Source organism: Bacillus sp. JUb11 (assembly GCF_024807925.1).
Lineage (GTDB): Bacteria > Bacillota > Bacilli > Bacillales > Bacillaceae > Bacillus > Bacillus altitudinis.
Genome location: NZ_JANUEZ010000006.1, coordinates 46,234 through 66,386, shown reverse-complemented (window position 1 = coordinate 66,386; position 20,153 = coordinate 46,234). Strand labels below are relative to the sequence as shown.

Here is a 20,153-nt window from a genome sequence, read left to right as displayed (position 1 = left end):
AATTTGATGTCATGTATAAAAAAACCAATGCTTGCTTTATTGGTGTGTTTCACCATGCTGTCTGTCATGTTCATAGGGCCCGGAGTAGCTGAAGTATCAGCAGCTGACGCAAACATTAACCTCAACGCAGAAAGACAAGTGATTCGTGGTTTTGGCGGAATGAACCATCCAGCTTGGATTGATGATTTGACAGCACCACAAAGGGAAACCGCCTTTGGCAATGGACAAAATCAGTTAGGGTTTTCCATTCTTAGAATTTATGTAGACGAAAACAGAAACAATTGGAGCAGAGAAGTCGCGACGGCCAAACGAGCGATCGAGCATGGAGCTCTAGTCATTGCTTCCCCTTGGAATCCTCCAAGCAGTATGGTTGAAACATTCAACCGGAATGGATCGCCTGCCAAGCGGCTTAAATACAATCAATACGCAGCATATGCTCAGCATCTGAATGATTTTGTCACTTACATGAAAAACAACGGAGTCAATCTTTATGCGATTTCTGTACAAAACGAGCCTGATTATGCACATGAATGGACATGGTGGACACCTCAGGAAATCCTGCGATTCATGAGAGAAAATGCCGGCTCCATTAATGCACGTGTGATTGCACCAGAATCCTTTCAATACCTTAAGAATATCTCTGATCCTATCTTAAACGATCCGCAGGCGCTTAGAAATATGGACATTCTCGGCGCTCATCTATACGGAACCCAAATTAGCCAGCTTCCGTACCCTCTTTTCAAACAAAAAGGGGCAGGGAAAGAGCTATGGATGACAGAGGTCTACTATCCGAATAGTGATAACAATTCAGCGGACCGCTGGCCTGAGGCATTAGGGGTATCAGAGCATATTCACCATTCAATGGTGGAAGGGGACTTTCAGGCGTATGTGTGGTGGTACATCCGGAGATCATACGGTCCTATGAAAGAAGATGGAATGATTAGCAAACGCGGATACAACATGGCGCATTTCTCCAAGTTTGTGCGTCCAGGGTACGTCAGAATTGATGCAACGAAAAGCCCTGAACCGAATGTTTTCGTCTCAGCCTATAAAGGAAACAATCAGGTCGTCATTGTGGCGATTAATAAAAACAATGCAGGGGTCAATCAACACTTCGTCGTGCAAAATGGCTCCGTTTCTCAGGCGTCTAGATGGGTGACGAGCGGCAGCAGCAACCTTCAACCTGGAACTGACTTAAACATATCAGGAAATCAATTTTGGGCTCATCTCCCTGCTCAAAGTGTGACAACATTTGTAGTCAAACGCTAAAGAAACACGAAAAGCCAATTTTCTCATTAAAAAAGAAAATTGGCTTTTTTCTGTGTAAATAGTAAGTTGATTTTTCACGACGTCAACACTTTGGGTATAATAATAACAATGACTTCAGGAGAGTGATCATCATGCCAAAGGTTCAAAGCAAAGTATTGATTATAGATGACGAAAAAGAAATTTTAGAATTAATCCATACCGTATTAACAAGAGAAGGCATTGACCAGGTGTTAACAGCTTCAACTGCCCGTGATGGGCTCACGCAATTTCATCAAGAACAACCAGATCTCGTCATACTGGATATTATGCTACCAGACGGAGAAGGCTACGATATTTGCAAACAAATCAGAGATGTCTCGCATGTTCCGATTATCTTTTTATCAGCAAAGGGAGAGGAATCAGACAAAATTGTAGGACTTGCCATTGGCGGCGATGATTACATTACAAAACCGTTCAGTCCAAAAGAAGTCGCTTACCGGGTAAAAGCCCAGCTAAGACGGTCATCATACTTACAGCCTTCTCAAGCGGAGCCCGTGATCAAAAAAGGCCCATTTGAGTTAAACGAGCAGCAAGCCGAACTGACGAAAAACGGAGCGGCAATTGAGCTCACTCCGAAAGAACTTATGTTGATGACTTATTTCTTGCAGCATCCGAATCGCGTAATCAGTAAAGAAACGCTTTATCAAACGGTTTGGGGAGAGGATTTCTTCGGTTCTGATAATACGGTAATGGTTCATATACGAAGACTGCGGGAAAAAATAGAACATTCCCCATCTACACCAGAATTTCTCGTGACGGTCAAAGGGCTTGGCTATAAATTTGTTGTAAAGGATGCGTAAAGATGAAATGGCGATTAACAGGCAGATACATGGTCTCTGTCATTATCGTGACCATTATCACGGTCTTTATTAACTTATTTGGATTCATGATATGGCTTGTACTACAAGCAAGCAGTCAGCAAAACGAAGAAAATACGCCGGAAACCTTCACAAGAACATTTGAACAATACATCATCTTGTCTGATCAAAATATCACTGTGAGTAAAGAAGGACAGCAAGCCTTAAAACAACAAAATGCGTGGATCCAAATATTAGACGAAAATGGACAAGACGTCTATCATGCACTAGCACCTAAAGGCATAAAGAGCAAATACACACCTATAGAAATTGTAAACTTACATAAATATAAAGATGAGCAATTAATGTCGACGATCTATGCTGGAGGAAAAAATGCAAAGGGTAAGGAATACAGCTACTTCATCGGATTTAAGGACCCTTCCATCGGAAAATATTTATTTTCTTTTGATACGAAAGAATTAATATCGCAATTCAATATCGGGACGATGATTTTATTATCGATTGATGCCATCATTGCCTTATTCATTGGATACTTATTCAGCCGGCAACTCATCAAACCGCTCGGCCGTGCCATTTACGGCATTCAGCGGCTCGCAAACGGAGATTATACGACGAATCTGCCAACTAAGGGAATATATAAAGATGTGTTCTATAATGTCAATCACTTATCCGAGCAGCTCGCTTCAAGCCAAAAAGAAAAAGACAAATTAGAGCAAATGCGGGAAGAGTGGATCAGTCATATTTCTCATGATATTAAAACACCATTATCCTCTATTCAAGGCTATGCAGAAATCATGAAAGATCCAAATTATCCTCTTTCAGAACAAGATATCAGACATTACGCTGACATCATTGAGAATAAATCACTGTACATCAAAGATGTGATGGAGGATCTCAATTTAACAACAAGGCTGAAAAATAACGACGTGATGCTGCATAAAGAGCTGGTGAACATTGTGCCATTGCTGCGTGAAACGCTAATTGATATCCTCAACGATTCGAGATATGCAGATCAGACCATTGAGCTGCAAACGAATGTAGACAAGCTTATGCTGAATATTGATACGATCCTCATACGAAGAGCGGTCACCAATCTTATTTTAAATGCCCTTGTTCACAATGATGCTGATGTGAAAATCATTGTACAGCTTGAACAAAAAGAACATACCCACATCACCATTCAAGACAACGGCAAAGGAATTGAAGAGGCAGAGCTAGAAAAAGTGTTTGACCGCTACTATAGAGGGACGAATACAGGAGGGACACATGCAGGCTCAGGTCTTGGAATGGCGATTGCAAAAGATATCATCCAAAAACACGGGGGAGATATTACAATACAAAGTATGATAGGAGAAGGAACAACGATTGATATCCAATTACCCGCTTAAACGGACATACAAAAAACGGTTCTGCTCAATCACAGAACCGTTTTTTCTAACTCTTATTCTGAAAACACTTTAATGCCTTTCACAATGTTCCAAATGAAGAAGTAGATCGCCACAAGGAATGTCACAGCATACGTTGCAATTAAGAACGGACCAGCATGACTGATATCGTTCATGCCAAGTAAACCTGAACCGGCAATACCAAGACCGAAAATCAAATAAGGAATAATATGTGTCCATAGTGATTTTTTCGCATGGTATTTCACTTCGTCTTTTCCTAAGAAATAAACGATAATCGGAAATAGAAATGGTGCAAAAAAGATACTGAAGTAACATAATGAAGACAAAATTTTATTTTCTCTCAAAACTTTTCACCTCTATGATTGATTTAGAAGAGGAGACCATTTGACTCATCCCTCAATTCCTTACAAACCCATTGTACAATCTCAACCTTAACTCGTATTAATCCGAACCTTACAGCAACCTTAAATTTGTTAAACTGTAGAATGATCAATGCAAGGTAAAATCATTATAGGTATTTCAATCTATTTTTTCTGAAAAAATAGTTGACTTTGGTCATTCCCTCTGTATAAAATAAAGTCGTAACCGATGCAGGAGTGTTACTGATATGATCAGGCACCACCAAGTCAGGTAAACAGATTGTACATTTGTACGTTGTTTGCTGAGATTTTGGTGTTTTTTTATGCTTTTTTTAGCATTTTAGGTAAGGTGGGATGAGGATGTTCACCGTCGTTAAAGTTTTAAATAATAATATTGTATTAGCTCTAACAGAGGCTCAAAATGAAGTCGTTGTGTTTGGAACAGGAATAGGTTTTAAAAAGAAGAAAGGTGATACCCTTGATGAGAGCGCTGTCAGTAAGACATTTTATTCTGATCAGACGTCTCCATTAGAATCTCAACTTGCCGCTATCCCAACTGATATCCTTCTATTAACTGAAAAAATCATTCGCGTAGGCGAAGAGATGTTGAATAAGAAGTTAGGTTCCAGCGTGCTCTTTTCGCTATCCGATCATCTCACTTTCGCTATTCAAAGACACGAAGAAAAAATGGCGTATGAAAACCCCATTGTGTGGGAAATTCCACATCTCTATTTTCAAGAATATCAAGTCGGGAAAAAAGCACTGACAATTATTCAAAAGATGATGGGCATTTCTTTTGAAGATACTGAAGCTTCACTCATTGCCCTGCATTTTGTAAACGCTCAAATAGATGGTCAGTCTATGGGAGACACCATTAAGATGACTCACCTTACGAAAGAAATCGTCAAAATTATTCAAAATATTTTCGAGATGATATTGGATAAATCATCCATTAATTATTCGAGGTTTATTACCCACTTGAGATATTTTATTGTCAGGCAGGAAACCAATCAACCACCGCAGCAGATGGATGATTCGTTAAAAGAATTAATACAGGATCGTTATATGAAGAGTTATGCCTGCGGATTGATCATCAAAGAAATGTTAAAACGAGAATTCAATTGGAATGTGACAGAAGACGAACTTGTTTTTTTAGTCATCCATATTGAGAGAATCACAAAGGAACACCAAAAAAATAAATAATTTCATTTAGGCGTGTTATGAAAAAGCATTAACCTAAACAAATCTCCATGAGAAAGAATGATCTTTTCTATGGTGGATTTTGTTTAGGTTTTTTTTGTGAAAATGAAGGGGTGAAGGCATGAAAAACAAAGAATTGGCTGGAAAAATTGTGAAATTAATTGGTGGAACCGAAAATATATCTCAAAGTTGGCATTGTATCACACGGCTAAGATTTAATCTCAACGATGAAAGTCAGGTAAAAGTAGATGAGCTGAAAACATTAGATGGTGTTTTAGGTGCTCAATTCCAAAGTGGACAGTTCCAAGTCATTATTGGAGCAAAGGTAGCAGAGGTTTATGAGGAAATCGATCATCTGGCAGGTCATAGCAGCAATAATTCGGCTCCTGTTAAAAACACGTCAAAGATGAATCCAATTGAAGTCGTATTCGATGTGATCAGCGGGATTTTCACACCTATTTTGCCAGCGATTGTTGGTAGTGGATTGATCAAAGGGATCATGGCACTGTTCGTTAGCTTAGGCTGGCTGGCGGAGACAAGCTCTACCTATCAAGTACTTCAAATTTTTTCAAATGCTGTCTTTTACTTTTTACCTTTCCTCATTGCTTATTCGGCAGCGAAGAAATTTAAAACGCGAGAATCTCTCGCACTCGCATTAGCAGGAATTTTACTATATCCAACGATGCTCGAAGGTGCAGCAAAAGGAGCAGACCCGTTAAGTTTTTTAGGGTTAAGTATTCCACTAAATAATTACACATCTTCTGTATTACCTATTATTTTAGGTGTGCTATTACTAAGTTTTGTCGATAAGTGGATAACAAAAGTGATCCCCAAATCCTTAAGTATCGTATTTACACCGGTACTGAGCCTGATGATCACAGCTCCTCTTACACTGGCTTTTATCGCTCCTATTGGGAACGTTTCTGGGCAATATTTAGAAATCTTTTTCACTTCTTTGTTCAATTTCGCTGGTCCGATTGCCGGTTTATTAATGGGAGGCTTGATGCCACTCATTGTGTTAACTGGAATGCATTACGCATTCTTCCCAAGCACGTTAGCCAGCTTTGAAAAAGTGGGTTACGATATCATGCTGCTTCCGATGAATTTCATTGCGAATATGGCACAAGCAGGCGCTGTGTTAGGTGTCATCATCCGCACCAAGCGGGTAGAAACAAGGTCTTTAGCGCTTTCAACATTGCTTCCTAGTTTCTTCGGGATCACAGAACCAGCCATTTATGGAGTCACACTTAGACTAAAAAAACCTTTTTATGCTTCATTAATTGGCGGCGCAGTCGGTGGATGTTTTTACGGTTTATTTTCAGTTAAAACGACAGCCTTTTCGATCCCAGGCATTACTTCACTGCCAACTTACATTATGAAAGGGACAAATAATTTTCAGCTGGCTCTGATTGGAATCGCCCTTAGCTTCATCGTGTCACTTCTCATCACCATTCTCCTTGGATTTCAGGAGTCTGTCACGGCCGCTAACGAGCAAACAGCAGAAAAGCCAAATCACACTGAGAGTACAGAGAATCAACAAATATCTAAGCAAACAACCCCTTATGAAGTTCAAGCACCTATGAGTGGAAAGATCATTCCTTTATCTGAAGTGAATGATTCCGTGTTCTCAAGTGAAATGATGGGGAAGGGAGTCGCAATTTTGCCTGATAAGGGGGTGGTACAAGCACCGTTCTCAGGAAAAGTAGTGACTGTTACACCTACTAAACATGCCATCGGACTCGTTTCAGATGATGGGATTGAATTATTGATCCACGTGGGGATTGATACCGTCAGCCTAAATGGCCAATTCTTTGATGTACTCGTAAAAGAGGGCGATGAGATGAAGATGGGGGATCATTTATTATCGTTTGATATAGAAGGAATTCAATCAAACCATTTAGATGTAGTGACACCTATTATCGTCACAAATTCAACGCAATACCTTGATGTGATTCATACAGGTGACGCTCATGTCACCGCAGGTCAAAATAAGCTCTTAATGCTTATTCACTAATATAAAGAGAAGGGATGATTGAAATGAAGAATGTAAAAAAAGGATTTTCAGATGATTTTTTATGGGGTGGCGCAACTGCTGCCAATCAATTAGAAGGCGCATACTTAGAAGGTGGCAAGGGCCTGTCGACGTCAGACTTTGCTGCATATAAAGATCCTTATGAAAAAGGAAAAGTGAACAACTTTACTTTCGATGTGAGTTCAGCTGAATTAACAAGATACAAGGAACAACCCGATGAATTTGATTTCCCGAAAAGACGCGGAATCGATTTTTACCATCGATATGAAGAGGATATTGCACTATTTGCAGAGATGGGCTTTAAAGTGTTTCGCTTGTCTATTTCATGGGCAAGAATCTTTCCAACTGGTTTAGAAGACAAGCCGAACGAAGAAGGATTGGCTTTTTACGATAACGTATTTGATGAGTGTGCGAAATATGGAATTGAACCGCTAGTCACGATGTCTCATTACGAAATGCCGATTACTTTAACAGAGAAATATAATGGCTGGATGAGTAGAGAGCTTGTCCCGTTGTTTGAAAAATATGCCCGTGCCATTTTAGAAAGATATAAAAATAAAGTGAAGTATTGGATTACATTCAATGAAATGAATATGAACCTCAACAGCCTTTACACCGGTGCTGGAATTTTAGAGGACCTAGTAGACCATAAATTACAGGCTGCGTATCAAGCATCACATCACCAATTTATCGCCAGCGCTCTCACAGTGAAGGCTGCAAAAGAAATCATTCCACATGCACAAATTGGCTGTATGATTAACCAAATAGAAGCCTATGCAAAAACAACGAAACCAGAGGACCAGCTGCAAGCGGTAAAATCGAACCAATTGAATATGTTCTATCCGGATGTTCAAGCTAGAGGTGAATATCCAACATACATGGTGAAATATTTTGCTGATAACGACATAAAGCTGGATATCGAAGAGCAGGATGAACAAATTTTGAAAGAGGGCATTGTTGATTTTGTGGCGATCAGCTACTATATGTCGCACGTAGCAGAAGCGCGAGAAGATGCAGCTGAGCTAGCGGGTACATTTGATAGTCCAATCAAAAATGAGCATTTGGAGTTATCACAATGGGATTGGCCAATTGATCCTATGGGTCTGCGCATTTCATTAATTAAACTGTATGACAGATACCAAAAACCTTTATTTGTTTGTGAAAACGGACTTGGCGCAAGAGATACATTGACACCAGACGGAGAAATTCACGACGATTATCGAATTGATTATTTAAAACAACATATTGAACAGATGAAAGAAGCAGTCAAAGAAGGTGTCGACTTAATGGGGTATACACCATGGGGTTGTATTGACTTAATTAGCTGCGGAACATCTCAAATGAGTAAGCGCTATGGTTTGATCTATGTAGATCAGGACGACAGAGGGAATGGTTCATTAAATCGTTACAAAAAAGATTCCTTCTACTGGTACAAAAAAGTGATTGAAACAAATGGGGAAGATTTATCATAATCCAGATGGAATAATGATGACACCATTGCATCCGCCTTAATTGGCCGGGTGCGATGGTGTTTTATTTGTTTACCGAAAAGTAACCTTAATGATGTCATAGCAAGCACTAGAGATCTCTTTGCTACAATCATTTGATAATAAAAGTTAGCCGAAAAATGTTTCACCTTGACCTTGAAGTGTAGTTCAACCTTTATAATGTACATATAGTAAAACAAAATAATAAAAAAGGAGTAACGATGGAGTTGATGACTAGAGGAGAACTTGCCAAAAAAACAGGAGTGAGTCCTGCCGCAATTCGTTACTATGAAGAGCACAACATATTACCTGCTCCAAGACGACGTTCAAACGGTTACAGATTCTATACAGACGACTATGTTGTGAAAATTCAATTGATCAAAGATGCGAAAACGCTCGGTTATTCATTAAAGGAAATAGCTGAAATTATGGACATGCTAAGTCAAGACATAGACCTTGATACCCTAAGACAAATTGTCCATCTTAAACATGAAGAAATTGAAAAGAAAATTAAAAGCCTTCGTCTCATTCAAGACCTTTTATCTAACTTATTAAAAACCCCTGAAAAAAAAGTACAAGTCTACCTGGAATCATTTCGTGTTCCGAAGCAGGATGATCAATAAACCTATTGAGTGAAGGAGAGAAAAAAATGAGTGTAGAAATGTATCATGGTGAACGTTCTAAAGAAAGTATTCAATTTGAAACATTATTCGCTTCGCAAAGTAATAAAGAGAGTTTTTCTAGTATCGAACAGACAAAAAAATTTCTTGAGCAAGAAGGAATTGAAAATACGCAGCCTTATGCCATTGGGGATGATGTGAAGTTAATCAGTGAGGTACAAGAGCAGACATTCGAAGGCATGCAAGTTTTCACATTGAATGATCAAGCATCACAAAATCAAAAAGTCATTCTCTATCTACATGGTGGCGCGTGGACAAATCAGCCTTTGATTGTCCATTGGTGGTTCATGGATAAAATGGCGCAATCACTAGGTGCGAAAGTAGTCGCTCCTATTTACCCAAAAGTACCTCATTATAGCAACCAGGATACGTATCCGAAAATGCTTAACCTATATAAAGACCTTCTGAAAACTGCCGGAAGTGCCAATCAATTGACGATCATGGGAGATTCAGCTGGAGGAAACATCTCACTTGGTCTTGCGCACCTTTTAAAGAAGGAAGATCTGCCGCAGCCGAAAGATATCGTGTTACTATCTGCATGTGTGGATATGAGCATGAGCAATCCTCTCATATTTGAATACGCAAAAAAGGATCCGATTCTAGGTCATGAAGGAATGGAAGTCATCACAAAATTGTGGGCAGTTGATCAAAGTCTCACAGATCCATTGATCAGTCCCATATACGGCGACTTCAAAGGACTAGCGAAGATCACTCATTTCATTGGAACACATGATATGTTATATCCAGATGCCATCAAGCTTGATGAAAAATTAACAGCACAAGGAATAGACATCAAAACCTTTGTTTATCCTGAAATGCTGCATGTGTTTGTTGTCATGCCAATTCCAGAAGCGGCAGATGCTCTGAAGAAAATCATTCAAGTGATCAATCGTTAGGGATTCAGTTCACACCTAGAAAGGGTACATGTTCTGATGTAAATAAGGGAAAAGGTTGCTTACGTGAAAGCAGCCTTTTTCAATTGAATATGAAATACATTCAAAATGGCAATTCACTACAGATTAAACGGTCTTTTGGCTGGTTAGTAAAGGAGAGTGAAGTTCAGTCCATCACCTCATGTTTGGTATAATACATACGAGCAGTAAGGTGAAAGGGGAACGAAATGAAAACGTTTGATCTATCACAAGAAGATATCGAATTAATAGACGAAGCAAAAAAGAAAATTATCAGTCTTTATGAAGATGACAAGCATCATGTAGGGGCAGCGATCCGCATGAAAACAGGAGAAATCATATCAGCTGTCCATATAGAAGCCTATATCGGACGGGTAACTGTTTGTGCAGAAGCCATTGCGATTGGTAGCGCTTTATCGAATGGATACAAAGATTTTGATACAATTGTTGCAGTGAGACACCCTTATTCAGATGAAGAAGATAGAAGAATTAGGGTAGTCAGCCCTTGCGGCATCTGCCGAGAGCTCATTTCAGACTTTGGACCAACGTGTTTTGTCATTCTTGATATGGATGGGAAGCTGGTCAAGGTGAAAATCGAAGAACTCATTCCGCTCAAATATACTCGAAGCTGATGCACCACATAAAGATAAAATAGGAAAAGGGATGTAGCAAACGTTACATGTGATCCTTGCTACATCCAAGATGACTGAAAAAGCGTTCAACAAAAGCGGCCCCATGTATGTTCTCCATATATTTCGTGTTAAAAATATACTGTTCCATTTGTTCAAGCTTCCGCAGACTCCGCACTAGTATTTTCCGATCATGGTCAGACAGAGTAGGATCATCATCTATCTTCTCTAAGGCCTTTTTCACACGTGCAGATACATGTTCAACATATAAATGGTGTTTGGATGCTGGCGGAATACATGCCGCTAGGTCACAGCCTATAAAACGAACACCATCAAGGGTGCAGTTTTCAAAATTGGCGATCAGCTTTTGTTTGCCATTTCCCTCAAACGTTATATCTATTAGCTTACCAGCAAAGGTACAATTGGCGATGTTCGCTGCCTGTAAAACACGGTCATTGAATCTACAATTAGAGAAAGTACAATCGATAAACGTAGCATTCTCCAATGTCATTCCCCTCATATCGCAGGAAGAAAATTCGCAATTGGTGAAGACGGCTTCGTTTTTGCCAATGCCCACAGAGCGCAAGTCTGAATGACTAAAAGTACAATGATCAATCGTACTACCGGCAAAAAATCTCGCATTCGTCAGATCACACGTATCAAATACAAGATGATCCAAGTGACAGCTCCAAAAAATAGGAGAACAAACATTTGAGTTGATGATCGTCGTTCTGCTGATTGTTTCGTTTTCATACCTGGCAACATCAGAAAATGTTTCGTTGTCTACTGATATACCAGACTCAAGTCTTCTCATCGCTATCACCCTATCATTTCTTCAGAATTTTTCACAATCATGATGTCCATTCAGCCAGTTCATTTTCTCTTAGCGCTTGTCTTTGACTCAAGATTATATCACAAAACGATATGCGTTTAATGGACCTTTTGTGATATGAGGAATGTCAGAATTCATATTAAAGATTTTCGCATTGATGTCTATTATGCCAAAGCTAGTGATTCGTTTAGCGTGCATATCGTGATATGTTTCAGCGGTTTCTTTTGTTTTGAATAAGTAGATTCCCTATCGGGGTCAGCTTGTATACATTCTTTGACTGAACACTAAGGTAAATCACAAAAACCTAAACAAAATCCACCGTCATAAACAATGGGTATTTGTTTAGGTTTTTTAGCGATTGAATCGTTTTCGAAGAACTAGGCATGAGACAGCGAATACTGCGAAAGCGCCCGCTGATCCAGCAGCAAACACCAGCTCAAATTGTTCTGGTTTCGGTTTGAATAACAAAGGGACTGAAAGAATGAGCGCAGCACCACTAAAGCTCAATCCTAATATCAACATGGCCAATAATTTATTCATAGAAACACCTCTTACACTTAGAGTGAGAACAATGGAGACCTACTGATCTAAGTATCATTGTTATGATTCGACAACCTTTAACCGTCCTAAATGGAGTGTATCATATGATGGTAGGAGATTGTTTTTTTTCATGAAAACACAATCGTACAACAAACAATTTTAAACGAACACTGTTCTTTACGAACGGTGTTCGTTATAATATAAATGAAATGAAATTTAAAACGCTTTCCACAAAGGGATGAGGAGATGCAGAAGATGACGTCATTATCTAAGAATCAAAAGCAAATCGCTATCATTGGAGGAGGACCTGGGGGACTAACACTTGCCTTAATTTTGCAAAATTACGGTATACAAACAACCATCTATGAACGGGAGATGCATGACAAGAGCCTTGAACGAGGGGGCTCACTGGATATTCACGAAGAAACAGGTCAAAAAACCTTAAAAGAAGCAGGAGTTTATGAGAAATTTCAAAGGAATGCCCGCTATGAAGGGGAAGATTTCCGATTACTTGATAAATCAGGAAGAATTTATTTAGATGAAGAAACGGAATCAGATCAAAAAGGTACTCGCCCGGAAATTGATCGTGGTGTGTTATGTGAACTACTATTAGAACAAATTGATGCTGAAACCATCAAATATGGATATAAACTAGAAAGGTGCGTTTCATTAGAAAGTGGTATGACCGAGCTTCATTTTGAAAACGGGGTTGTCGAAACAGTTGACCTTTTGATTGGGGCTGATGGTGCTTTTTCTCGTGTGCGTCCTCTGTTAACAGATATTGAGATTGAATACTCTGGGCTCACGATGCTAGAACTGAATGTCTTAAGCGTAGAGGAGAACCACCCTGATTTAGCTGAATTTAATAAACGAGGTAAGATGTTTGCTTTGGCAGACCACAAAGGACTGATTGGGCAGTTAAATGGAGATGGCCGAATCAAAGTGTATGCAAGCCTTATGGTAGAACGCAATTGGATCGAGACTTGTGGTATACCATTTCATCAAGCGAAAGAAGCAAAAGAACAATTATTAGCGTTATTTAGTGATTGGGATGATCAGCTGAAAAACTATATTCGTTATGCAGAAGATGCCATCATTCCAAGGCGAATTTATACGCTTCCTACCAGTTTTAAATGGAATCGTCATAAAGGAGTAACGCTTATCGGTGATGCAGCTCACGTCATGTCGCCATTCGCAGGCGAGGGTGTGAACATGGCGATGTTTGATGCAAGGGAGCTAGCACTTGCTATTGTCCGACATCCTCATCATATTGAAAAGGCGATTGAAGAATACGAAGACATGATGTATGAATATTCATCGGAAAAAGCGCATGAATCGGAGAATAGTTTAAAACTGTGTTTTTCAAAAGACGCTGCGGTCAAGCTTGCAGATATGATGAATTCTTTTCAAAAGGATGATGATTGATGCTCAATTTACTATTTTACTTTGACATGTTATAAAGAGAGTATGAACAATTCAAATCGTCGTATGATCAGTCGCCGGTCTCGGCCGGCTAAAGAACCCTTAAGCCGTGAGCTGATTGTGAAAACGGCCTATGAGCTTCTTAAGGAGCAAGGAATAGAGGGCATGAGTATGCGTAAGGTGGCTAAAGCATTGGATACGGGACCTGCATCCTTGTATGTCTACGTGAACAATGTTCAAGAACTCAGTGCTTACGTTTTGGATTATGGTCTCGGACAAATGGTTTATCCAGATTCAGAGGATGGCACATGGAAAGAACAGTTATTCGACATATTGCATACTTATTTCCTACTGCTATTCGAAAAACCGGGTCTCGCTGAAATTTCTCTTTCCACCATTCCACAAGGAACGAACTTTCTTCAGTTGACCGAACGTATTCTGGCTGCATTGCATGAAGGCGGGATCAAATCTACATCCGCAGCATGGGGAGTAGACCTATTGCTGTTATACGTATCTTCTGTAGCTTACGAAAAGGTCTCTTGGAAGAAACAAGGCTCTTCACAGATTTCAGACACAAAAAAAGCATTTCTTCAAGCAGACAAAATGCAGTTTCCTTTCATTCATCGTGTAAAAGAAGAAATGTTTGCAGGTGATACCGTATCAATGGAACGGTTCCGATGGGGAATTGACGTTATTTTGTATGGAATCCAGCAGGAAGACAATTAGAAAGGAGCATTAGCAAAAAGCAGTCAATGGCTGCTTTTTTTTATGTGGTGATTTTCATATTTGTGATCTTGTGAGCATTATAATATATAAATAAATCTATATATTGTTTTTATATATAAAAAATTATATAATCTAGTGGAATAAAAAAATGAGGTGCTTAGGCATGGAACATATTAAAAAGTTATTAGAGAGTTATATTCCTTTAGCAAAATCTACTGCAAAAATGTTTGGACCAAATTGTGAAGTGGTGATTCATGATTTAACGAATCCTCAAGCATCTGTCATGTTTACAGTAAATAACCATGTGACAGGAAGAGAAATCGGCCAATCATTTGATCATCTAGTCAAGACTGTATTACAATCAGAAGATTTTAAAGAAGATTATCTGGCTGGTTATACATTTGTAACAGAAGATAAGCGTACGATTCGTTCTTCGACTTCATTAATACGTGATTCAAAGCAAAAAGTGATCGGTGCTTTCTGTATCAATTTTGATGTTGAAGCACTGAATCAAATGCAGCAATTTATGGATACTTTTCTTACTACACAGGTGGAAGCTCAAGAGAAAGAAACAACATCAAATGATGATCTTGAAAATGTGGAAGAAATAGTAGATCAATTGATTCAACAAATCATTCAAAACAGTGTTCACCCAGTCATGAAACGTCATGAAAAAATTGAACTAATCAAATTTATGGATGAAAAGGGCATTTTTTTAATGAAAGGATCTGTTGAGAAGGTCGCATCTATGTTAGGTATTTCCAAAGTAACCGTCTATAGCTATTTGGATGAAATCAAAAATAAATCGAGGTAAGGAGTGTCAACATGGAAAGCATACTCGAGGTAGGAAATCTAAAATCAAACGGACACTATGCATTCGCAACCATTCATCAAAACACGGTCTATGTGTCGGGACAATTTGCCATCAATCCTGAAACGACAGAAAAAGAGTTCGGCCCCATTGAAAAAGAGACATTACAAGCGCTTAAGAATGTAGAGATGATTGTAGAGGCTGCTGGAAGTCAAAAAGAAAAGATTTTGCGCATGACATTATACATTTCAGATATTGAATTATGGGACAAAGTAGATGCGGTTTATACCGAATTTTTCGGTGAACATAAACCAGCACGTACGATTGTACCAACGAATGAATTACATTTTGGTTTCAAAATTGAAATGGATGCCATTGCATATATTTAGAATATTTTTTTGACCGCCCTATATAAAAAATTATATTTTATATAAAAAATTATTCAAAGGGGTAGATGATGAATGAATCAATTAATTTGTAACCATTGCGGGAAAAAATATGAGATGACACCAACTCTATGGAAATGTGATTGTGGTGGAGTATTAAATCTAGTGAAAGATACCCCGAAAATAGACGTCACAGCTTGGGATCACTATCCAAATTCATTATGGCGTTATGTTGAAACCATGCCATTTCCAAAAGATTCTAAGACGTGGGAAACTGTGACAATGGGCGAGGGCCAATCTCCTTTAATCGTTCTAGATCCTAATGAGCCAAACACTTATGTAAAAGTTGATTATATGATGCCGACACTATCATTTAAAGACCGTGGAGCAGCTGTGTTAATGACAAAAGCTAAGGAATTAGGGGTAACAAAAGTCATTGCTGATAGCAGCGGGAATGCAGGAACGGCAATTGCTGCGTATGCTGCGCGTTGTGGTATTGCCTGTGACATCTATCTAAGTGATCAAACATCACCTAAAAAAGTCGCTCAAATAAAAGCCCACGGAGCAACGATTAAAGAAATTCATGGTACACGAGAGGACATCGCAGCTGCGGCCCAAAAGGCAGTAGACGAGGAAAACGTTTTTTATGCAAGCCATGTCTATAACCCTTATTTTTTCGAAGGTACAAAAACATATGCCTATGAAATCTATGAGCAACTAAAAGGAGCACCGGATGCTTTAATCATTCCGGTTGGAAACGGCACTCTGCTGCTCGGTGCGTATTATGGCTTTAGAGAGTTATTCGAAAATGGTCTCATTCATAAAATACCGAAAATTATTGCCGTACAAGCAAAGAACTGCGCACCACTTGTGAAAGCTTTTCAACAGGCGGAGGAATCAGCAACACCTGTGACAAATAAAGGGACTGTAGCAGAAGGGATCGCTATTGCTGCCCCAGCGCGTTCTAAACAAATTTTAGAAGCTGTATACAAGACGAATGGTACGTTTATTGATATTGAAGAAGAAGAAATTATACATGCACGTTCTAAACTGAGTGAGAAAGGATTTTATGTCGAAGTGACATCTGCCATCAATTTTGCTTGCTACATGAAATATCAAAAGGAATCAGAAGAAACCATTATCATACCTCTTTGTGGGGCAGGGATTAAATCAAAATAACCTTAGGACTCTGGTAGAATAGAGCGTTGCGTGCCTCGTTGTCCTATTATAGGTTCAATCAGGAGTAATATTTGCGAAATGAATTTAGATGATATGGAGGGTTTTGGCGGGGACATACCATTTGAGAACTTTACAGATGACATCATTCCTTTGCTGAATCTTTCGGACTCTGATAGTTACTTAATGCTAGATGTTTGTAGGACCGTTGCAGTTAGATTACGTCAACTGATTCACAATTGGCCTGATGATGATATAGATAAGAAGAACGCTCTCTATCTGGCAGAAGGAATGGAGTTAGCGCATCAACAAAATGAGCAAATGGGATTGATATAAGATGAGAAGAAAGCTACTTTAGAAAGCGTGTTTAAACCGTAGTAGCTTTCTTTCCACTCTACCTAATTATTTTTCATTTGTTCCTCTCCCCAATAACATATCTCATCTAATACAGGCATCAGTGATAAACCCTTTTCAGATAAACTATATTCTACTTTTGGAGGCACTTGGGGATATTCTTTACGATGAATTAAGTGATCCGCTTCAAGCTCTTTTAGTGTATTGGTTAATGTTTTAAAAGAAATCGTTCCGAGCTTACGTTTCAGCTGATTATAGCGAACAGGACCATCGTTTGAATATAAAGCATACAGAACTGGCATTTTATATTTCCCACCAATTAATGACAAAGTATACCCAAAACCAGTATCTTTTAGCTCAGCTTTCGTCTGGAAGGACTCCTCATTCATTTTATACTCTCCTTTGGGTTAGTATCGCACTTTGATTACCGTACTTGTAGTATGTTATAGCACACAATAAAATGAATGTACATCAAAAAATGATGCAAAACTCAGAAAAAGGGTGAATGAATAATGAAAACGATTGTCTATGCACATCCTTGGGATGGAAGTTATAATCATGCCATTTTGACTTCCATAACAGAAAAATTAGAAACAAAGAAAGAACCGTTTCAAGTGATCGATTTATATAAAGATGGATTTAATCCTGTTTTTACAGCTGAAGAATTAAAACATTTTCATAAAGGAGAAACGCCTTATCCATTAGTGAAGGATTATCAAGAAAAATTAAAACAGTCAACAGAATTGGTATTTATATTCCCAGTCTGGTGGTGGGATCTACCTGCTATGTTAAAAGGATTTATTGATAAAGTGATGTTAAGCGGTTTCGCATTCATTGAAGATCAAAACACTGGTACTTTGAAAGGTTTATTGACAAATATAAAAAAAACAACCGTGATCTCAACATCTACAACAGATAAGGATTATATTGAATCGGAAGCTGGAAATGCCATTCAAAGCGTTTTTATTAACAGAACTCTAGCTGATTTGGGATTGAAAAATGAATCCACGAAATGGATTCATTTTTCTAGAGTGAACTTAACAACAGATGAAAAGAGAAAGCAATTTTTAAAAGAAATATCCCAGAATATTTGATTTACAGTACAACAAATAAGGCCCATCTTCTACGACCGATTTAATTTATTGAGAAGGTCGTAGAAGTTTTGAAATTTGAAAGAGGTGAGATTTAGACAAACAAAAGGATAGACTTGTACAAGAAGGTAAATGTAGATCCATTGTATGATCTGATAAACAATAGTCGTATAAGAATCCCACTATTTAAAGTAAAGCTTTATAACTTTAGAGCTACACGTTTCAGCAGACTCTTTATCACCAGTCATTTAAGCAACAACAAATCGTGCCTGCCTAATTGACCTCTTGCAGACAATTGATCATTGCTTTCTCCTCCAAATACCCCACTATTTAAATCCATACCATTTCTGTGTTTTTTTAATATTTCTTTTAGCACTGCCGGCTCAAGCAGATTGTTAACATCATTTTCATTAAAAATAATACTGACTCATACCATTTCTAAAGATAGGCAGGGTCTTAGTCACTAGCTCTTCTGATGAAATAAGTCTTCCATCCTTATTCCATGTGTATGCAGCTCCGTATATGCCCCAACTTAGCATAGTAGATAGGGTTGTTACCAATTGTTTATCCTCTAATTCAATGGTATTTTCAGTTCCTTTTAGCACAAGATCAGCTATTAGTTTCTGTAACTCCTCTTTAATTTTACTTTCTATAATAGTTCCTAAAGAATTATAACCTTTAGGGCATAGGTCGCTAATCTCTTTATGGTGATCACACATGGCTAGAAAAATATTTGCAATGACTTTTTCATTGAATCCATCGTGATCATTGAGTCTTTTTTTCAATTTGTCTGTAAATGTATTGGTGATTGTAGAATGTAACAAATCAAATTTATCGTCAAAGTGCGCATAAAATGTAGCGCGGTTAATAGTAGCCTTTTCTGTGATATCACGTACCGTTATATGGTTGAAATCTTTTTCACTAGCTAACGAAAGAAAAGAGTCTACAATCAACTGTCTTGTTCGAAGTATTCTCGGATCTTTTTTTGGCATAATCATTTTTTCTTCTCCTTTTAGGGTTCATCATCTTGTCTAAAAACGACAATACATATAGAAGTGTTGCGTAAACTACATATTGGCTATTTTGGTTATTGTTTATTATTCTTTTTCATCTTATCATCAATTATACAACGCGCGTTGCTTAAATAACACATGTTATTACGAAAGATTTTTGATCAAGGAAATCATTGTGATCATTCTGAATAACAAAAGGAGATAGACGACCATGAATATCACTATTTTTGGGGCAACTGGTGCAATCGGTCAACTTTTAACACAGTTTGCATTAGAAAACGGAGATTTCGTTACGGTATATGTTAGAAACCCTGAGAAAATCAAGCAAAAGCATTCGAATTTACGCATTGTAACGGGTGAACTAACGAACACATCAGCTATTGAAACGGCAGTTTCAGAAGCTGATGTCGTGATAAGCACCTTAGGTCCCGGCATTGATTTATCTCGAAAACAAAAAGGTACACCGATCGCCGACGGACATAACCGGATTGTCAAAGCGATGAAGAAGTTCACCAAAAAAAGGTTGATTACACTCGCGACGCCAGCCTTGCAATCTGAAGACGATAAGAAAAGCTTATCGACGATATTGCCAAGAATATTGCCTAAACTTCTCATGCCAAATGGTTATGCCGAAATGAAGAAGATAGGAGAACTGATTAAACAATCGAACCTGGATTGGACAGTCGTTCGAATCATTAATCCTAATATCAAATACAACGGGCAATCTTACGGTTATTCATTCGGCGATCAGCCAGCTAAAATGTCCGTATCTAGGGAAAATGTCGCTAAACTCATGTATGACGCTGCTAGGCAACCCCAATTAATCGGAAAAATGCCCATTGTTTATAATCATTAAATGAGCTTTTTGTATGAGGTTGTTGATTCAGCAGAAATTATAGGAATCATTTAGAGTCATACCAAAATATTGCGTGTGCATTCTTTTTATAAGTATTCAAAATCATAATCATAAAG

23 protein-coding genes are annotated in these 20,153 nt (G+C 38.4%); 17 read left to right on the top strand and 6 right to left on the bottom strand.

The genetic code is table 11. From position 1 onward, the window contains the following. Positions 1-3 precede the first annotated feature (3 nt). From xynC to M2369_RS12430, 3 genes are all read left to right on the top strand, one after another. Positions 4-1,269 carry a glucuronoarabinoxylan endo-1,4-beta-xylanase XynC gene (gene xynC / locus M2369_RS12440; RefSeq protein ID WP_100325062.1) on the top strand — a complete coding sequence of 422 codons (1,266 nt, stop codon included), beginning with the start codon at positions 4-6 and terminating at the stop codon, positions 1,267-1,269. A gap of 131 nt (positions 1,270-1,400) precedes the next feature. After that, positions 1,401-2,108, top strand: a complete 708-nt coding sequence (locus M2369_RS12435) for a response regulator transcription factor (protein ID WP_008343743.1) — start codon at positions 1,401-1,403, stop codon at positions 2,106-2,108. 2 nt (positions 2,109-2,110) lie between these two features. Further along, complete coding sequence (locus M2369_RS12430; RefSeq protein WP_045034791.1) at positions 2,111-3,514, top strand: HAMP domain-containing sensor histidine kinase; 1,404 nt, start codon at positions 2,111-2,113, stop codon at positions 3,512-3,514. Positions 3,515-3,567: 53 nt separating this feature from the next. Here M2369_RS12430 and M2369_RS12425 read toward each other — a convergent pair whose 3' ends face one another. After that, positions 3,568-3,876 (bottom strand): magnetosome magnetite crystal formation protein family, encoded by a 309-nt coding sequence (locus tag M2369_RS12425; RefSeq protein WP_007499277.1) that lies wholly within the window; start codon positions 3,874-3,876, stop codon positions 3,568-3,570. A 375-nt stretch (positions 3,877-4,251) separates the two neighbouring features. Between M2369_RS12425 and M2369_RS12420 the strand changes: the two genes are divergently transcribed. The 6 genes from M2369_RS12420 to M2369_RS12395 all read left to right on the top strand — a co-directional run bounded on the left by M2369_RS12420 (position 4,252) and on the right by M2369_RS12395 (position 10,833). Continuing rightward, entirely contained in the window at positions 4,252-5,094 is an 843-nt protein-coding gene (locus tag M2369_RS12420) for a PRD domain-containing protein (RefSeq protein WP_144680422.1), read from the top strand. Between the two features lie 118 nt (positions 5,095-5,212). Continuing rightward, positions 5,213-7,105: a beta-glucoside-specific PTS transporter subunit IIABC gene (locus M2369_RS12415; RefSeq protein ID WP_259254432.1), complete on the top strand. Its 1,893-nt coding sequence runs from the start codon at positions 5,213-5,215 to the stop codon at positions 7,103-7,105. A 23-nt stretch (positions 7,106-7,128) separates the two neighbouring features. Continuing rightward, the gene (locus M2369_RS12410) at positions 7,129-8,595 is read left to right on the top strand and encodes a glycoside hydrolase family 1 protein (RefSeq protein ID WP_259254431.1); all 1,467 of its coding nucleotides are present in this window, start codon (positions 7,129-7,131) and stop codon (positions 8,593-8,595) included. Positions 8,596-8,831: 236 nt separating this feature from the next. Continuing rightward, entirely contained in the window at positions 8,832-9,233 is a 402-nt protein-coding gene (locus M2369_RS12405; protein ID WP_017367349.1) for a MerR family transcriptional regulator, read from the top strand. Between the two features lie 26 nt (positions 9,234-9,259). Then, positions 9,260-10,186 (top strand): alpha/beta hydrolase fold domain-containing protein, encoded by a 927-nt coding sequence (locus tag M2369_RS12400; RefSeq protein WP_259254430.1) that lies wholly within the window; start codon positions 9,260-9,262, stop codon positions 10,184-10,186. A gap of 224 nt (positions 10,187-10,410) precedes the next feature. Beyond that, positions 10,411-10,833 carry a cytidine deaminase gene (locus M2369_RS12395; RefSeq protein ID WP_039167783.1) on the top strand — a complete coding sequence of 141 codons (423 nt, stop codon included), beginning with the start codon at positions 10,411-10,413 and terminating at the stop codon, positions 10,831-10,833. Between the two features lie 43 nt (positions 10,834-10,876). Here M2369_RS12395 and M2369_RS12390 read toward each other — a convergent pair whose 3' ends face one another. The 3 genes from M2369_RS12390 to M2369_RS12380 form a co-directional block, all read right to left on the bottom strand. Continuing rightward, positions 10,877-11,644, bottom strand: a complete 768-nt coding sequence (locus tag M2369_RS12390) for a pentapeptide repeat-containing protein (RefSeq protein WP_039167780.1) — start codon at positions 11,642-11,644, stop codon at positions 10,877-10,879. A 93-nt stretch (positions 11,645-11,737) separates the two neighbouring features. Further along, the gene (locus M2369_RS12385) at positions 11,738-11,905 is read right to left on the bottom strand and encodes a YdhR family protein (protein WP_139241398.1); all 168 of its coding nucleotides are present in this window, start codon (positions 11,903-11,905) and stop codon (positions 11,738-11,740) included. A 108-nt stretch (positions 11,906-12,013) separates the two neighbouring features. After that, positions 12,014-12,202: a hypothetical protein gene (locus tag M2369_RS12380; RefSeq protein ID WP_024719068.1), complete on the bottom strand. Its 189-nt coding sequence runs from the start codon at positions 12,200-12,202 to the stop codon at positions 12,014-12,016. Positions 12,203-12,457: 255 nt separating this feature from the next. Between M2369_RS12380 and M2369_RS12375 the strand changes: the two genes are divergently transcribed. The 6 genes from M2369_RS12375 (at position 12,458) to M2369_RS12350 (ending at position 17,059) form a co-directional block, all read left to right on the top strand. After that, positions 12,458-13,627, top strand: coding sequence for an FAD-dependent oxidoreductase (locus tag M2369_RS12375; protein WP_259254427.1), 1,170 nt, complete (start codon positions 12,458-12,460; stop codon positions 13,625-13,627). 42 nt (positions 13,628-13,669) lie between these two features. Next, positions 13,670-14,350 (top strand): TetR/AcrR family transcriptional regulator, encoded by a 681-nt coding sequence (locus M2369_RS12370; protein WP_396126112.1) that lies wholly within the window; start codon positions 13,670-13,672, stop codon positions 14,348-14,350. A gap of 163 nt (positions 14,351-14,513) precedes the next feature. Further along, on the top strand, positions 14,514-15,164 hold the full coding sequence (locus tag M2369_RS12365; protein ID WP_046343659.1) for a helix-turn-helix transcriptional regulator: 651 nt from the start codon (positions 14,514-14,516) through the stop codon (positions 15,162-15,164). A gap of 11 nt (positions 15,165-15,175) precedes the next feature. Continuing rightward, the gene (locus M2369_RS12360; RefSeq protein WP_017367342.1) at positions 15,176-15,550 is read left to right on the top strand and encodes a RidA family protein; all 375 of its coding nucleotides are present in this window, start codon (positions 15,176-15,178) and stop codon (positions 15,548-15,550) included. 72 nt (positions 15,551-15,622) lie between these two features. Next, the gene (locus M2369_RS12355; protein WP_259254425.1) at positions 15,623-16,726 is read left to right on the top strand and encodes a threonine synthase; all 1,104 of its coding nucleotides are present in this window, start codon (positions 15,623-15,625) and stop codon (positions 16,724-16,726) included. A gap of 78 nt (positions 16,727-16,804) precedes the next feature. After that, positions 16,805-17,059, top strand: coding sequence for a hypothetical protein (locus M2369_RS12350; protein ID WP_259254424.1), 255 nt, complete (start codon positions 16,805-16,807; stop codon positions 17,057-17,059). Between the two features lie 62 nt (positions 17,060-17,121). Here M2369_RS12350 and M2369_RS12345 read toward each other — a convergent pair whose 3' ends face one another. Next, a complete protein-coding gene (locus M2369_RS12345; RefSeq protein ID WP_017359567.1) occupies positions 17,122-17,466 on the bottom strand; it encodes a winged helix-turn-helix transcriptional regulator in 345 nt (114 codons plus the stop codon). A gap of 123 nt (positions 17,467-17,589) precedes the next feature. On the opposite strand from M2369_RS12345, the gene M2369_RS12340 reads away from it, so the two are divergent. After that, positions 17,590-18,171, top strand: a complete 582-nt coding sequence (locus M2369_RS12340) for an NAD(P)H-dependent oxidoreductase (RefSeq protein WP_259254421.1) — start codon at positions 17,590-17,592, stop codon at positions 18,169-18,171. Between the two features lie 407 nt (positions 18,172-18,578). On the opposite strand, the gene M2369_RS12335 is transcribed toward M2369_RS12340, so the two are convergent. Then, positions 18,579-19,166 (bottom strand): TetR/AcrR family transcriptional regulator, encoded by a 588-nt coding sequence (locus M2369_RS12335; protein ID WP_259254420.1) that lies wholly within the window; start codon positions 19,164-19,166, stop codon positions 18,579-18,581. Positions 19,167-19,392: 226 nt separating this feature from the next. Between M2369_RS12335 and M2369_RS12330 the strand changes: the two genes are divergently transcribed. Next, entirely contained in the window at positions 19,393-20,037 is a 645-nt protein-coding gene (locus tag M2369_RS12330; RefSeq protein WP_113747409.1) for an NAD(P)-dependent oxidoreductase, read from the top strand. Positions 20,038-20,153: the final 116 nt, after the last annotated feature.